This is a genomic window from Mesorhizobium sp. B2-4-15 (genome assembly GCF_006658505.1).
GTDB lineage: Bacteria > Pseudomonadota > Alphaproteobacteria > Rhizobiales > Rhizobiaceae > Mesorhizobium.
The window spans coordinates 130,742-146,242 of sequence record NZ_VFUZ01000014.1; the positions used below are offsets into that span (position 1 = coordinate 130,742).

Sequence of the window (15,501 nt, forward strand, 5' to 3'; positions counted from 1 at the left end):
ACATTCCCTATTGCACTTCGTAGCCGACTTCCTCGCTGGCATGGCAAAGCGCGTTCCAGAACGAACGCGCGAAAGAGCGGAAGACATGGATGTCGAACTGGTCGGAGCCGGTGCGCTGGATCTGGGCAAAGACATCGTGATGCGCAGTCGAGCGGCCAGCGCCTATGGGGAAGGCCGGCAGCGCGAAGTCGATGGCAAAGAATTTCGCCAGCACCCATTCGGCCTTCGGCCCGGCAATGCGAATGGCGGTGCGGCCATGCGACAGGTCCGTCACCGTGCCGATGTCCGGCGTCACCACCTTGGCAAAAGCCGCGGCCAGCCCTTCGGCGTCATCGGCCACGGTGAACTTTCCCGGCGCGAAGCCGAACACCGATTTCACGCCGTCGCTCAAGCCGCCGCCGGCGCCATCAGGCAGCGCGAGCCCGGTGACGGTGCGGATGGCCGCCATCAGTTTCTTCTCTTCGCCCGGCCATGCCGCGAGCTGCACGATCGAGCCCGGCCGCGTTTCGGTCAGCAGGATCTCGACGCCATGTTCGAAATTGCCATGCGAGCCGACATGAAACTCCGGCTCGAGGGGGGATTGGCGCTCAACCATGCATGCGAGTCCCTTCCGGATCGTAGAAATGGTTGGAGACGATCTCCACCGGCCCGAAGCGACTGCGCAGGGGATCGGAGACGTGGGCACGCGTGCCGTGCCTGGCCTTGCCGCCCTTGACCAGCGCCAGCGCGATATGCTTGCCGAGCGCCGGCGAGTAGCAGCAGGCGGTGATGTGGCCGATCGAGCCGTGCGGATTGGCTTCGTCGATCTCCTCGACAATGTGCGAACCGCCATTGAGCGGCCGGTTGTCCAGCGCGATCAGGCCAACCAGTTCCAGACGGTCGGACGCGACCAGGCCTTCGCGGTCCATCATCGCCGAGCCGATGAACGGCTTCTTCTTCGACAGCATCCAGTCGAGATGCAGGTCGCGCGCCGTGGTGCGGCCGTCGATCTCGGCGCCGGTGACATGGCCCTTCTCGATGCGCATGGTGCCCAGTGCCTCGAGCCCATAGGTGACCAGCCCGAACGGCTTGCCGGCCTCGATCAGCGCCTCCCAGACATGGGTGCCGTGGCCGGCGCCGCAATAGACCTCGAAGGCCATTTCACCCGAGAAAGATAGCCGGCAAATCATTACCGGTACGCCTGCTATTTCGCCGTGGACAATGCCCATGAAAGGCAAGGCGGCGTTGTCGACCGATGTGCCGGTCACGCAGGCGGCGAGGATCTGCCTGGCCTTTGGCCCGCCGATCGCGGCCCCCGCCCATTCGTCGGTCACCGAGGTGACGTGGACCTTCAGTTCCGGCCAGATCACATCGAGGAAATACTCCAGATGCTGCATCACCTTGCCGGCATTGGCCGTGGTGGTGGTCATGAGGAAATCCTGTTCGCCGAGCCGCCAGGTGGTGCCGTCGTCGAAGGCAAAACCGTCCTCGCGCAGCATCAGCCCGTAGCGCGCCTTGCCTACGGCGAGTGTCGAAAACATGTTGGTATAGACGCGGTCGAGGAATGCCGCGGCATCGGGGCCCTGGACCGCGATCTTGCCCAGCGTCGAGACGTCCACAATGCCGGCGCTTTCGCGCGTCGCCCTGGCCTCGCGCACATAGGCCTGCTCGACCGTTTCGCCGGCGTGGCCGTAGATCATCGGCCGGTACCAGAGGCCGGCGGAATACAGCGTCGCGCCATGGTCGACATGCCAGTCGTGCATCGGCGTCAGCCGTTCGGGCTTCAGGTCGCCGAAACGCTCCGCCGCCAGAGAACCGATCGAGACCGGCGCGAAGGGCGGCCGGAAGCGCGTCGTGCCGACTTCCGGGATCGGCTTGCCCAGTGCTTCGGCCATGATGGCGAGGCCGGGAACATTGGAGCTCTTGCCCTGGTCGGTCGCCATGCCAAGCGTCGTGTAGCGCTTCAGATGCTCGACCGAGACAAAGCCTTCGCGATGCGCCAGCCGGACATCCTCCGCCGTCACGTCGTGCTGGAAGTCGACAAAGCTCTTGCCCTTGGCCCTGATCTCGAACACCGGCGCCGGGTCGGGTTCGCCGGGTACGGCTTCGACAATGGGCAATGCCGCCGGGGTGCCGGTTCCACCGGCTGCCGCAAGGCCGGCGGCACGGCCTTCGGCGATCGCCTCGACGGTGGAAAAACTGCCGGTGAAGGCGCCGGCTCCAATCCACTGCTGTGTTGGCCACTGCTGCGTTGGCTTCGGCGGCAGGAAGGCTTGCCGCGCGGCATCCCATTCCGCTTTCGCACCGGCCTGGCTGGCCAGATGGATGGTCGGTGACCAGCCGCCCGACATCAGCAGGCAGTCGGCATGGATGCTGCGCGCATCGCCGGTGAGCGCGCCCGTGACCATGTCGAAGCGCTGAACCTTGATGCCCGACAGCGTCTTGCCGCCCTCGGTCGCGACGACGGCATGGCCGGCAAAGATTTCGGCTTCCGCTTCCGTGGCGAGGCTGCGCATCTCGGCTGAAAGTTCTGGTCTGACGTCGGCGATGGCGACGACCGCGGCCCCCGCTTTCTTCAACGCGACGGCCGCCCGGTAGGCGCTGTCATTGTTGGTGAACAGCGCGATCCGATCGCCCGGCAGCACGCCAAATTCGTTGGCGTAGCGTTCCGCCGCATGCGCCAGCATCACGCCCGGCCTGTCATTGCCCGGGAAAACCAAGGGGCGCTCGAAGGCGCCGGTGGCCAGCACCACCGATCTGGCGCGGATCGCCCAGTAGCGATGGCGTGGCTCGCCCTTGGCCGGCTGTTCCTTGTGGTCGCTGACCCGCTCGAGCGCGGCAAGCGTGTTGTTGTCGTAATAACCCCAGACCGTGGTGCGCGGCAGAAGCCGGACATTGTCGCGGCCCTCAAGCTGGGCGACGGTGCGCCGCACCCAATCGGTTGCCGGCGTGCCGTCGATGGTCTCATCGGACCAGTTGGCCGAACCGCCGAAACGCGGCTCGAGATCGGCCAGGATGACGCGGGCGCCTTGATCGGCGGCCGCTTTGGCGGCCATCAGGCCGGCGGGGCCGGAGCCGACCACCAGCACGTCGCAGAAGGCGTTCATGCGCTCGTAGCGGGCCGGATCCTTCGCCGATCCGGCGCTGCCGAGGCCGGCGGCGCGGCGGATGAAGTGCTCGCAGAACATCCAGAAACGGGTGCCTTTGAGCGGGCCGATCACCGGTCCCATGAAGGTCTTGTAGTAGAAGCCAGCCGACAGGATCTTGCCGCCAAGCTGATTAGCGGCATGGATGTCCCAGGCGAGCGACGGGAAGCGGTTCTGGCTGATGGCGACCAGCCCATCATGGATCTCGACCATGGTCGCCGGAATGTTTGGCTCGCGAACCTCACCCTTCAGCACCGTCACCAGCGCGTTCGGCTCCTCGACCCCAGCGGTGAGCAGGCCGCGCGGGCGGTGGTATTTGAACGAGCGCCCGAAAAGGGTGACGCCCTTGGCCAGCAGCGCGGAGGCCAGCGTGTCGCCGGCATGGCCGGTGTAGGCAACGCCGTCGAAGGTGAAGCGGATCGTCTTCAGTCGATCGATGCGGCCGCCGGTGTCGGTGCGGCGCGGGCTCATGACTGGCCCTCCGCCTTGCGGCGCGCGGCCGATGCATGGTCACCGCGCACGAAGGCGACGCTGGAAATCTCATGCGTCAGCGTGTTGCGCACGACCCGCAGATGCGCACGGCAACCGCCGGAATGCTGCCAGATCTCGTTGTGGTCGCCGGCCGGGTTCAGCCGGTCGTAGACATAGGCATTCCACGCCTCGAAATTCTGCGAGGCGGGGTCGGGACGCTCGCGGTTGCCGTCACCCTGATAGGTGAACTCGATGACGTCGCGCGGGCCGCAATAGGGACAGGTGATCAGCACGGTATATTCCTGATGAAGCCTTGCTTAATGAAGCCTTGCTAGTGAAGCCTGGGGTTGGCGCCCTGGCCCTTGTCGTCGATCACCAGGCCGCGATGGAAGCGGTCGAGCGTGAAGGCGGCATTGAAGTCGTGCGGCTCATCCTTGGCGATGGTCCAGGCAAAGCACCAGCCTGAGGCCGGCGTTGCCTTGAAGCCGCCATAGCACCAGCCGCAATTGAGATACATGCCGGGCAGGGGACCTGTGGTGATGATCGGCGAACCGTCCATCGACATGTCGCAGACGCCACCCCAGGAGCGCAGCATGCGCACGCGGGCAAGACCCGGAAACAGCGCCAGCATCTCGCTCATCACCTCGTCGACGATGGGCAGGTTGCCGCGCTGGGCGTAGCTGTTGTAGCCGTCGATGTCGCCGCCATAGACAAGGCCGCCCTTGTCGGACTGCGACATGTAGAAATGGCCCATGCCGAAGGTCACGACGGTGTCGATGAAGGGCTTCAGCGATTCCGTGACGAAGGCCTGCAGCACATGGCTTTCGATCGGCATCGTCTCGACGCCGGCCAACTGCATGACACGTCCGGTGCTGCCGGCCACCGCGACCGCCACCTTCTTGGCCCTGATATCGCCGCGCGAGGTGGTGACGCCGGTGATGCGGTCGCCGTCGCGCAGGAAGCCGGTGACTTCGCAATTCTCGATGATGTCGACGCCGCGCCGGTCGGCGCCGCGCGCATAGCCCCAGGCGACGGCGTCGTGACGGGCGGTGCCGGCGCGCCGCTGCATCAGGCCGCCAACCACGGGAAAGCGTGCCCTGTCGGAGATATCGAGCGCCGGGATCAGGCGTTTGATCTCCGCCGGCGTCATCAATTCCGCATCGACGCCGAGATGGCGCATGGCGTTGCCACGCCTTGCATAGTCATCGAACTGGGCCGGCGTGTGCGCCAGGTTCAGGCAGCCGCGCTGCGAGAACATGACATTGTAGTTGAGCTCGTGCGAGAGGTTCTCCCACAGTTTCATCGAATGTTCGTAGAAGCGGGTGTTGGCCGGCAGCAGATAGTTCGAGCGCACGGCGGTGGTGTTGCGGCCGACATTGCCGGAGCCGAGCCAACCCTTTTCGAGCACCGCTACATTGGAGATGCCGTGCTCCTTGGCAAGATAGTAGGCGGTCGACAGGCCGTGTCCGCCGCCACCGATGATGATGACGTCATAGGACGCCTTCGGGTCCGGCTTGCGCCAAGCCGGCTTCCAGTCCTTGTTTCCCTTGAGCGCGTTCGCGAGCAGCGAAAGGGCCGAGTACTCTGCCATGTGTCATGTTGTCCGTTTCGGGCGATGCGGCAGACTATAGAGCAGGCCGCATGCGCAAAGCCAATATTGCGCCATTGCCTTTCGACTGGCCGACTCAAGAATCGGCGATCGGGCGGAAACAGGCGGCGGATGCGGCAGCTTGCTCCATGATATGGCCGTCTTTATCAAGGACGGGCTCTTCAAATGCCTTTGCCGCCCGTGAGTCGCCAAGAAATCATGCTTTTCCGATTGTTCCGCCTGATTCTGGTCTGCGCGCTTGTCGCATCAGCGCCGCTCGGCGCCATCGCCCAGGTGGCTGATCAGGTTCCCGCAACGCCAGGGGCCAGCCAGGCTCCCGCGGCCCCAGTTGGCAGCCAGGCTCCGGTGGCGCCCGCGGTCAGCCCGGCGCCCCCGGGACTGATCGCTGATCAGCAGAAGATGATCAAGGACCTGACGGCGAAGACCGATGGCTTCGAGAAGAAGATCCAGCAGGACGGCGAGGAAGATTCAAGTCTCGTCGATATCCGCCTGCAGCTTGAGGAACTGTCCCGCGAGTCGCTGAACACCGCGCTTGCCTTCCGCACGCGCCTTGCCGAGATCAACGCCAGAGTTCAGCAGCTCGGCCCGGTGCCCGCCGCGGGCCAGCCGCCCGAGCCCGATATCGTGAGCACCGAACGCCAGGCGCTGACGTCGGAAAAGGCCGAGATCAACGCTGTCATTTCGCAAGCCCAGGCCCTGTCGATCCGCATCAGCGGGCTGATCGACAAGATCGGCAATATGCGCAGCGCGCTGTTCCGCAATCTTTTGACGAAGCGCTATGTGCTGTCGGACGCGCTGAGCCCGCAAGTGTTTTCGGACGCGCGCGACGAGTTCGGCAATTTCTACAAGGCAGTGTCTTCCTGGCTGAGCTTCGCCTTCAAGTTCAAATTCCAGGCCATTCTTGCGGCGACCTTCGTCGCGCTCGGCCTGGCCCTGGTGCTGCTGGTCGGCGGCAGGCGTCTGTTCGGGCGGGTGTTCGAAGCTGACCCCACCAACGAGGATCCGTCCTATCTCAGCCGCCTTTCGGTTGCTTTCTGGTCGACCCTGCTGCCCACGCTGGCGGTCGGCGCCTTTCTTGGGTCGACGATCTTCTTCTTCAACTATTACAACGTGTTGCGCGGCGACATCGGACTCTTCCTGAATGCGCTGGCGAGCGTCATCGGCGTGGTGTTCTGCGTCAACCGGCTGACCAATGCGGCCCTGTCGCCGCGCCTGCCGAACTGGCGCCTCATTCCGGTCGAAACCGGGCCGGCACGCTGGCTGGTGCGCCTGGCCACGGCCATGGCCGTGGTCATCAGCTTCAACACCTTCCTGTCGATCGTGAACGACAAGATGGGCTCGCCACTGTCGCTGACCATCGCCCGCAGTTTCCTCGCAACCATTATCGTCGGCGTCATCCTGATCCTGATGGCGATGCTGCGGCCGTTCAAGGCGCGCGACGGAAGCTGGCGGCCGTGGCCGGCATGGCTGCGCTACCTGTCGCTGTCACTCGGCCTTTTCACCATCGTCGCCGCCTTGCTCGGCTATATCGGCCTCGCGCTGTTCGTCTCGCTGCAGGTGGTTGTCACCGGCACCGCGCTCATCACCGCCTATATCGGCTTCCTGTCGGCGCAGGCGATCGGCGAGGAGGGCGCTTTCGCCAACACATCAGTCGGGCGCTGGCTGTCGGCCAATTCCAGCTATGAGGATACCGCACTCGACCAACTCGGCCTGGTGGTCAGCGTCGCCATCAATCTGATGATCGTGCTGGTGTTCCTGCCGCTGATCCTGTTGATGTGGGGCTTCCAGCCGGGCGACATCCAGGCCTGGGCCTACAAGCTGGCGACCGGGGTCACCATCGGTTCGGTGACGATTTCGGTTACCGGCATCCTCTCCGGTATTGTCGTCTTCATCATCGGTTATTTCCTGACGCGCTGGTTCCAGGGCTGGCTCGACGGTTCGGTGATGGCGCGCGGCAAGGTCGATACCGGGGTGCGCAACTCGATCCGGCTGGCGGTCGGCTATGCCGGCGTGGCGCTGGCGGCGCTGGTCGGTATCTCGGCCGCCGGTATCGACCTCTCCAGCCTGGCGCTGGTCGCCGGCGCTCTCTCCCTTGGCATCGGCTTCGGCCTCCAGAATGTGGTGTCCAACTTCGTTTCCGGCCTGATCCTGCTGGCCGAGCGGCCGTTCAAGGTCGGCGACTGGATCGTCGCCGGTGAGATCAGCGGCACGGTCAAGAAGATCAGCGTGCGCGCCACCGAGATCGAAACATTTCAACGGCAGTCGGTGATCCTGCCCAATTCAAACCTGATCAACAACGCCGTCGGCAACTGGACGCACCGCAACAAGCTCGGCCGCATCGACATCAAGATCGGCGTCGCCTATGGCAGCGACGTCAAGCAGGTCCATGCCGTCCTGCTCGAGATCGCGCGCAGCCATCCGCTGGTGCTGAAGAACCCCGAACCTTTCGTGCTGTTTTCCAATTTCGGCGCGGCCGCGCTCGAATTCGAAATCAGGGTTTTCCTGGCCGATGTGATGAATGGCAACATTGTGCAGAACGACGTCCGCTTCGCCGTGCTCGAGAAATTCAACGACCAGCATATCGAAATCCCTTCGACGCCGCGTGCCGTCGTCGAGACCAAGGATGCGAAGGCCTGGCCGACTGACGACGACAAGATCGAAGCCGATTTCGTGGAGCAGGAACAGGCGAAGGCGGAGGCCGCGGCCGAAGCGAAACGAGCCGCCAAATCAGGACGCAAGGCGCGCAAACCCGATCCCGACTAGATCTCGGAGCCGGTCAGTTGTTCGCGATCGGCGCGGGGAGTGCCGTGTGCAGATCGGTGTTGAAATCAACAGGGCCGGCGTGCGCCTGCAGCCTGCGCTGGAGGAGCCAAAGCCAATTGCGGCATGAATGCGGCATTCAGTTGCGGTTCAGCTTCCATCTCATATAAGCTTCCATGCAAAGGGCGAAAATGCCTTGCGAAATGCAACAGGGGCGGTGGGAACACCGATATTGCACCATGTGGAAGTCTCTCGTCGCTGCCGTCGCCTTGCTCGCCGTGAGCGGCTCGGCCCATGCCGCCAGCGCGGTCAACAAGGACGCCGAGACCCGTACGCTGATCGTGACGGAGGGCGGCAGCAAGACCGAACTTGCGCTGGCTGGAGGGGAAACCGTCGAGTTCTGCCAGAATGGCTGCTTCGTCACCTTGCCCAATGGCGATCTTGAAGCCCTGACCGGTTCGGAAACCGTCGAAATCTCAGGCGGCGTCGCCCGCATCAAGTGATCTCAGCGGCATGGTTGGAAAGGCCGGGCATTGCTCGGCCTTTTGTTGTTTCCGCTGGCGGTCGTTAACAATGATGGCGGAAATACCGCCGCGGCAGCCGAGGATTTGGAGCCTTCCTGAGTCGGCTTCCAAGCACTGAGTGAACGACGTCGTATGGACTTGGTCGCTTGGCTTTTTCCGAATGTCGCAAACAGGCTTCATCAGCCCCATCTCTCGGCCCTATAGTCCGCGCGCTTTATCACACTGGAGTCGCGGGCAATGGCAGAGTTTCCGAAAAAGGCGAAGGTCGTCATCATTGGCCTCGGCGGTATTGTTGGTGCATCGATCGCCCATCATTTGATCGAGCGCGGCTGGGACGATATTGTCGGCATCGACAAGTCGGGCATCCCGACCGATATCGGCTCGACGGCGCACGCCTCCGACTTCTGCTACACGACCAGCCACGACTTCCTGTCCTGCTGGACGACGCTCTATTCCATCGATTTCTACGAGAAGATGGGTCACTACGCCCGCATCGGCGGTCTTGAGGTTGCCCGCGTCGGCGACGACAGCCGCCTGGACGAGATCAGGCGCAAGATCGCCTCGGCGAAAGCGTTTGGAACACGCGCGCGCCTGATCGAGCCCGCCGAGATCAAGGAGAAATTCCCGCTCATCGAAGAAGGCATGGTGCAGGGAGGCCTATGGGATCCGGATGCCGGTCTCGTCATTCCGCGCTCGCAGACTGTCGCCGGCAAGCTTGTCGACCAGGCGGAAGCGTCGGGCAAGCTGAAATCCTTCGCCAACACGCCGGCCAAGTCGCTGGTGGTCAAGGACGGCCGCATCAGCGCCGTCGTCACCGATCGCGGCACGATCGAGGCTGACTATGTCATCGTCTGCGCCGGCATCTGGGGGCGGCTGATCGCGGAGATGGTCGGCGAGGATCTGCCGGTCATGCCGATCGACCATCCGCTGACTTTCTTCGGACCCTATAATGAGTTCGCCGGCACCGGCAAGGAAATCGGCTGGCCGCTGCTGCGCGACCAGGGCAACTCGGCCTATATGCGCGACACGGGCGATCCCAAGACCGCCGAGGGCGGGCAGATCGAATGGGGCTATTACGAAGAGACCAATCCGCGTCTCTGCCACCCGCGCGACCTGCTTGAGAAGGACCAGGCGCGTTTGTCGCCTTCGCAGCGCGACCTCGACATGGAACAGATTCTGGCGCCGCTCGAACGCGCCATGGAACTGACGCCGATCCTGGGCGAACTCGGCTACAATGAGAGCCATTCCTTTAACGGCCTGCTGCAGGTGACGGCCGATGGCGGCCCGTCCATGGGCGAGAGCCAGAAGGTGAGGGGTCTCTGGTACGCCGTCGCGATCTGGGTCAAGGACGGTCCCGGCATGGGCAAGCTGATCGCCGACTGGATGACGGACGGCCGTACCGCGATCGACCACCACGCCATCGACTATGCGCGCTTCTACCCGCACCAGACCAAGGAGCAGTTCATCTGGGATCGCTGCACCGAAACGGCGATGAAGGTCTACAATCCGGCGGTGCATCCGCGCGAACCATTCTCCAAGGGCCGCAACATCCGCCGGTCGCCCTTCTGGGAGCGCGAGAAGGAACTCGGCGGCTACTTCATGGAACTGGGCGGCTGGGAGCGCGCGCATGGCTATGCCGCCAACGAGCATCTCCTGGAAAAATACGGCAACCGGGTGCCCGTGCGCGAGAACGAATGGGACAACCGCCATTTCTGGCGTGTCTCCAACGCCGAGCATCTGGCGATGAGCGAGGATTGCGGCATCGTCAACCTGTCGCACTTCTCCATGTATGACGTCGAAGGACCTGACCACGTCGCGTTGCTGGAGTGGCTCTGCGCGGCCAAGATCGGCGGCGACAACAATGTCGGCAAGGGCATCTACACCCACTTCCTCGATGAGGAAGGCATGGTGCGCGCCGACTTCACCGTCATCCGCATGGCCGACCGCTGCCGCGTCATCGACGGCGCCGACGCTGGCCCGCGCGACTTCCAGTACATGCGCCGCACGGCGCAGGACAAAGGTTTTGACGTCACCATCACCGATGTGACGGAAAAATACGTCACCATCGGCATCTGGGGGCCGAATGCCCGCACGACCTTGCAGAAGGTGGTCGAAAATCCCGAAGGGCTGTCGCTGGAGAATTTCCCGTTCGCCGCGATCAAGCCGATCCGGATCGGCGGCAAGGACGTCACGGCTTTCCGCATCTCCTATGTCGGCGAGCAGGGCTGGGAATTGCATATGCGCTACGAGGATGGGCTGGCCGTCTGGGACGCGCTGCGCTCGACCGGCGTCATGCCATTCGGCGTCGAGACTTACGCCAACACGCGCCGCATGGAAAAGAGCCTGCGCCTGCAGAACGCCGACCTGCTGACCGAATACAATTTGCTGGAAGCCGATCTCGCGCGTCCGAAGGTCAAGGAGAACGATTTCTGCGGCAAGGCCAAGCATGTGGAATATCGCGCCCGCGAGCACCAGCCGGCCATGCTGTGCACGCTTGTCATGACCGACAACAAGGACGGCAAGGGTGTTGCCCGCTACCCCGTCGGCATCATGCCTGTGATGGATCCGGCAACCGGCGAGACGCTCGTCGACGAACTCGGCCGCCGCTCCTTTACGACGTCGGTCGCCTATGGCCCGACCATTGGCAAGAACATCGCGCTCGCCTACCTGCCCTGGGCCTATGCCCAGGAGGGCCGCAAGCTCGAGGTGGAGTATTTCGGCGAGACCTATCCGGTCGAAGTGGCCAGTGTCGGCTACAAGCCGCTCTACGACCCGGAGAACCTCAAGCCGCGAAGCTGATCGCGGGCGGAGCAACGGACTGATCGCAAAAGCCTGGCTTGGAGCCGGGCTTTTGTCTTTTTAACCAGGCCGTTTTCGCTTACCCTCAAGGAATGTCTGCTTTCCCGAGCGCAAGACATTTCCTTTCGAGCTGCGCCACGCTGGCGCTGATGCTCTGGCTGGCGCCCGGATCCCGCGCGGACGAGCCGGTCGATGTCGAACTGGTGCTGGCGGTCGACGTTTCGCTGTCAATGTCGGCCGACGAACTCGAGATCCAGCGCCATGGCTACGCGGCGGCGCTGACGCATGACAATGTGCTGCAGGCCATCGCCGATGGCGCCTACGGCAAGATCGCGGTCACCTATGTCGAGTGGGCCGGCACCAGCTGGCAGCGCGTCATCGTGCCTTGGACAGTGATCGCCAACCGCGCTGACGCGGAGCGCGTGGTCGCCCAATTGTCGGCCCAGCCGCCCGACAGCGCGCGGCGCACCTCGATCTCCGGCGCGTTGGAATTCGGCAGCGACCTTTTCGCCGAAAGCGGCTACCAGGGGACCAAGCGCGTCATCGACGTTTCCGGTGACGGACCCAACAACCAGGGCGCGCCGGTCAATCTCATCCGTGACGGTCTGGTCAGGCAAGGTATCGTCATCAATGGCCTGCCGCTGATGACCCGAGGCGGATTTTCCGGCGCCTATGACGTCAGCGATCTCGACCGCTACTACAGCGACTGCGTCATCGGCGGCCCCGGAGCCTTCATGATCCCGGTCAACGACTGGACGCAATTTCCCGAAGCCATCCGCCGCAAGCTGGTGCTCGAGCTTGCCGGTTCGGCGTCACCGCAATGGGCGGCGGAAGCAGCCGATCCGCCAGTGGTGCTGGCGCAGGACAGGCCCGCCGTCGACTGTCAGATCGGCGAGAAAATGTGGCGCAACCGCAACTGGGGGCTCGACAGCCGCTAGAGCCCGAACGAATCGACCTGAAATCTGAATCTACTTCTAAATCAAGGAGATAGAGCATGATGTCGTCAGAAAACCGCGTCACACTTTTCGGCATCTTGCTCTAGGCTTGCCTCGCCGGCCGAAGCGGTGGCAGAGTGCCCAGGTCATGCGATTCAGGCCGGGGGCGTCGCGGTCAACCGAGGAAACATGAGATGAAACGCCTTGTCATCCTGACTGCCGTCGCGTCGGTTCTTTTTGCCGACGGCGCCAGCGCCCAATATGACGACCAGCCCGCCTGCGTTATGTTCGAGCACTCGAATTTTCGCGGGCGGTCGATCGAGATGGGCCCCGACGATTCCGTGAATTTTCGCGGCGGCCAGTTCTGGAACGACCGTGTATCGTCGGTGTTCGTTCGCCGGGGCTGCACGCTGGTTGCCTACGAGGATACGAATATGAGCGGCGAATCGATCGAGATCAGGCGCCGGGTCCGCGAGCTCGGAGGCGATTGGAACGACCGAATCTCGTCCGCAGAGTGCTACTGTGATGGCTACTGATGCCGGGTTTCGGGCGGCCGGCTGGTGGCCGGCCGCCGATCCGGTGCAGGACACTGCCTGGGTCTCCGTGCGCCTCACCATCCTGTTGATTGACAAGCCGATTGGCGTCTGTGAGACAATTCCCCTGAGATAAAACAAAAGGGGAACTGACATGACCAGGATCGCCGTTCTTGCCGCAACTCTGACATTTGCCGCCGGCTTGTCCGCGCCGGCCATGGCTGCCACGTCGCTGACTATAGGGATCAGCGGCTGGACCGGCTTCGCGCCGCTGACGCTTGCCAAACAGGCAGGCCTCTTCGAAAAGCACGGTCTCGACGTGACCTTGAAGAAGGTGCCGCAGGCCAGCCGTCCGCTCGCCATCGCCAGCGGCGACCTGCAATGTGCCGCCACCACGGTCGAGACCTGGCTGGTGTGGAACGCCAGCGGGGTGACCACCAAGCAGATCTTCCAGCTCGACAAATCCTATGGCGCCGACGGCATCGTCGTGCGCAACGACATCAAGACCGTCGCCGATCTCAAGGGCAAGACCGTCGCTTCCTCGGCGCCGGGCACGTCACCCTATTTCCTGCTCGCCTGGGTGCTGAACAAGAACGGCATGTCGACCAAGGATGTGACGGTCGTCAATCTGGAGCCGGACGCGGCGGCGCAAGCCTTCCTTGCCGGACAGAACGACGCGGCGGTGACCTATGAGCCTTTCATCTCGGCGGTGCGCGACAAGGCCGACCAGGGCCATATCCTGGCGACCACGCTCGACTATCCGATGGTTCTCGATACGGTCGGCTGCACGCCCGAATTCCTCAAGGCCAATCCCGATGCCGCCAAGGCGCTGGCCGATAGCTATTTCGATGCGCTCGACCTGATCAAGAAGGACCCGCAGAAATCCTACGAGATCATGGGCGCCGACGTGAAGCAGTCGGCCAAGGAATTCGAGGATTCGGCGAAGTACCTGAAATGGGCCGACAAGGCCGAGAACAAGCAGTTCTTCACCAAGGAATTCCAGGACTTTTCCAAGACCGCAGGCGCGCTTTTGCTGCAGATGGGGCTGATCAAGGAAGCGCCCGACGTCACCACGCTTGCAGACACCAGCGCGGTGGCGAACTGACGGATCAACCCTGGGCATCATGGGGTGGCGCTGGGCGCCGCCGCGTTCCCACCGACAAAGGATGAAGATGCGCCCCTTGCATCCGGTCTCGCCGAGCATTCGAACCGTGCTCGGCATTTCCTTCTTCGTGCTGTTCGTGGTCTTCTGGGCCTGGATCACACTTGGCGGCCACGTCAACCGCATCTTCCTCGCCGACCCGCTGTCGATGCTCAGGGACGGATGGCGCCTGCTGGTCGAGGATCGTTTCTGGCTCGACATACTGATCACCATCTGGCGGGTCTTCGGCGGCTTCGTGCTGGCGTCGGTCGTCGCCGTGCCGCTCGGCATCGCCATGGGCGCCTGGAAGCCGGTGGAAGCGTTTCTCGAGCCGTTCGTCTCCTTCGCCCGCTACCTGCCGGCGTCGGCCTTCATTCCGCTGCTCATCCTGTGGGCCGGCATTGGCGAACTGGAGAAACTGCTCGTCATCTTCGTCGGCTCGGTGTTCCAGATCATCCTGATCATCGCCGTCAAGGTCGGGTCGACACGGCGCGACCTGGTCGAGGCCGCCTATACGCTGGGCTCGACCAACAACAGCATCGTCAAGCGGGTGATCATGCCGGCCAATGCACCTGAAATCGCCGAAACGCTGCGGCTCGTGCTCGGCTGGGCGTGGACCTATGTCATCGTCGCCGAACTGATCGGCTCGTCCTCGGGCATCGGCTACATGATCATCAACAGCCAGTCGCGGCTGGCAACCGGCCAGATCATCTTCGGCATCATCGTCATCGGGCTGATTGGGCTGTTGTCCGATTTCGCCTTCAAGGCGTTCAACCGCTGGCTGTTTCCGTGGAGCCTGGCGTGAGCAAGCTTCTCATCGAGGGCGTCTCGCGCACCTTCGCCGGCGTGCGCGGCGGACAGCCGGTCAAGGCGCTGATGCCGATCGACCTGGCGGTCGCCGCCAATGACTTCATCACCATTCTGGGGCCGTCAGGTTGCGGAAAGTCGACGCTGCTGAGGATCGTCGCCGGCCTGGAGGCGCCGAGCGAAGGCCGCGTGCTGCTCGACGGCAAGGCCGTGACGCGGCCGGGACCGGACCGCGGCATGGTCTTCCAGTCCTACACGCTGTTCCCATGGCTGACGGTCGCTGAAAACATCGCCTTCGGCCTGCGCGAACGCGGCATGGCTGAAAAGGAGCGGGACGGGATCGTCGCTTCCTATGTCGATCTCGTCGGGCTCAAGGGGTTCGAAAACCATTGGCCAAAGCAGCTTTCGGGCGGCATGCAGCAGCGCACGGCGATCGCCCGCGCGCTGGCCAACGATCCCGAGATCCTGTTGTTGGACGAGCCGTTCGGCGCCCTCGACAACCAGACGCGCGGACTTATGCAGGAGCTGCTGCTCGGCATCTGGGAACGGCGCAAGAAGACGGTGCTGTTCGTCACCCACGACATCGAGGAGGCGATCTTCATGGCCTCGCGCGTCATCGTGATGACGGCGCGGCCGGGCCGCATCAAGTCGGACGTCGCCATCGACCTACCGCATCCGCGCCATTACACGCTGAAGACCAGCCCGGAGTTTTCCGCGTTGAAGGCGCGGCTGACCGAGGACATCCGCGTCGAAGCGATGCGGACAGCACAGGTGAAACCAGCCGAGCCTTGATCCGA

The 15,501-nt window shown here is 63.6% G+C and carries 13 protein-coding genes; 8 read left to right on the top strand and 5 right to left on the bottom strand.

The genetic code is table 11. From position 1 onward, the window contains the following. Window positions 1-7 precede the first annotated feature (7 nt). From FJ930_RS18125 to FJ930_RS18140, 4 genes are read right to left on the bottom strand one after another with little or no spacing between them, the layout of a single operon-like run. Complete coding sequence (locus FJ930_RS18125; protein WP_141839559.1) at window positions 8-595, bottom strand: sarcosine oxidase subunit gamma; 588 nt, start codon at window positions 593-595, stop codon at window positions 8-10. Continuing rightward, window positions 588-3,596, bottom strand: a complete 3,009-nt coding sequence (locus FJ930_RS18130) for a sarcosine oxidase subunit alpha (RefSeq protein ID WP_141839560.1) — start codon at window positions 3,594-3,596, stop codon at window positions 588-590. Before FJ930_RS18130 ends, FJ930_RS18125 begins: the two co-directional genes overlap by 8 nt. Continuing rightward, a complete protein-coding gene (locus FJ930_RS18135) occupies window positions 3,593-3,889 on the bottom strand; it encodes a sarcosine oxidase subunit delta (protein WP_140740852.1) in 297 nt (98 codons plus the stop codon). The genes FJ930_RS18130 and FJ930_RS18135 overlap by 4 nt, the downstream gene beginning before the upstream one ends. A 38-nt stretch (window positions 3,890-3,927) precedes the next feature. Next, entirely contained in the window at window positions 3,928-5,187 is a 1,260-nt protein-coding gene (locus FJ930_RS18140; RefSeq protein WP_141839561.1) for a sarcosine oxidase subunit beta, read from the bottom strand. A gap of 216 nt (window positions 5,188-5,403) precedes the next feature. Here FJ930_RS18140 and FJ930_RS18145 point away from each other — a divergent pair, with 216 nt between their 5' ends. After that, on the top strand, window positions 5,404-7,968 hold the full coding sequence (locus tag FJ930_RS18145; RefSeq protein ID WP_141839562.1) for a mechanosensitive ion channel family protein: 2,565 nt from the start codon (window positions 5,404-5,406) through the stop codon (window positions 7,966-7,968). Window positions 7,969-8,204: 236 nt separating this feature from the next. Beyond that, complete coding sequence (locus FJ930_RS18150) at window positions 8,205-8,468, top strand: hypothetical protein (protein ID WP_181763410.1); 264 nt, start codon at window positions 8,205-8,207, stop codon at window positions 8,466-8,468. Here the strand turns inward: FJ930_RS18150 and FJ930_RS18155 are convergent. Further along, window positions 8,442-8,678 (bottom strand): hypothetical protein, encoded by a 237-nt coding sequence (locus FJ930_RS18155; RefSeq protein WP_141839563.1) that lies wholly within the window; start codon window positions 8,676-8,678, stop codon window positions 8,442-8,444. The two genes, FJ930_RS18150 and FJ930_RS18155, sit on opposite strands and share 27 nt — an antisense overlap. Before the next feature lie 48 nt (window positions 8,679-8,726). Between FJ930_RS18155 and FJ930_RS18160 the strand changes: the two genes are divergently transcribed. From FJ930_RS18160 to FJ930_RS18185, 6 genes are all read left to right on the top strand, one after another. Continuing rightward, complete coding sequence (locus tag FJ930_RS18160; RefSeq protein WP_141839564.1) at window positions 8,727-11,288, top strand: FAD-dependent oxidoreductase; 2,562 nt, start codon at window positions 8,727-8,729, stop codon at window positions 11,286-11,288. Window positions 11,289-11,380: 92 nt separating this feature from the next. Further along, window positions 11,381-12,226 (top strand): DUF1194 domain-containing protein, encoded by an 846-nt coding sequence (locus FJ930_RS18165; RefSeq protein ID WP_140740859.1) that lies wholly within the window; start codon window positions 11,381-11,383, stop codon window positions 12,224-12,226. Between the two features lie 191 nt (window positions 12,227-12,417). After that, complete coding sequence (locus FJ930_RS18170) at window positions 12,418-12,759, top strand: peptidase inhibitor family I36 protein (protein ID WP_140740861.1); 342 nt, start codon at window positions 12,418-12,420, stop codon at window positions 12,757-12,759. Between the two features lie 151 nt (window positions 12,760-12,910). Continuing rightward, complete coding sequence (locus FJ930_RS18175; protein WP_140740863.1) at window positions 12,911-13,861, top strand: ABC transporter substrate-binding protein; 951 nt, start codon at window positions 12,911-12,913, stop codon at window positions 13,859-13,861. 67 nt (window positions 13,862-13,928) lie between these two features. After that, on the top strand, window positions 13,929-14,702 hold the full coding sequence (locus FJ930_RS18180) for an ABC transporter permease (RefSeq protein WP_141839586.1): 774 nt from the start codon (window positions 13,929-13,931) through the stop codon (window positions 14,700-14,702). After that, window positions 14,699-15,496 carry an ABC transporter ATP-binding protein gene (locus FJ930_RS18185; RefSeq protein WP_141839565.1) on the top strand — a complete coding sequence of 266 codons (798 nt, stop codon included), beginning with the start codon at window positions 14,699-14,701 and terminating at the stop codon, window positions 15,494-15,496. Before FJ930_RS18180 ends, FJ930_RS18185 begins: the two co-directional genes overlap by 4 nt. Window positions 15,497-15,501: the final 5 nt, after the last annotated feature.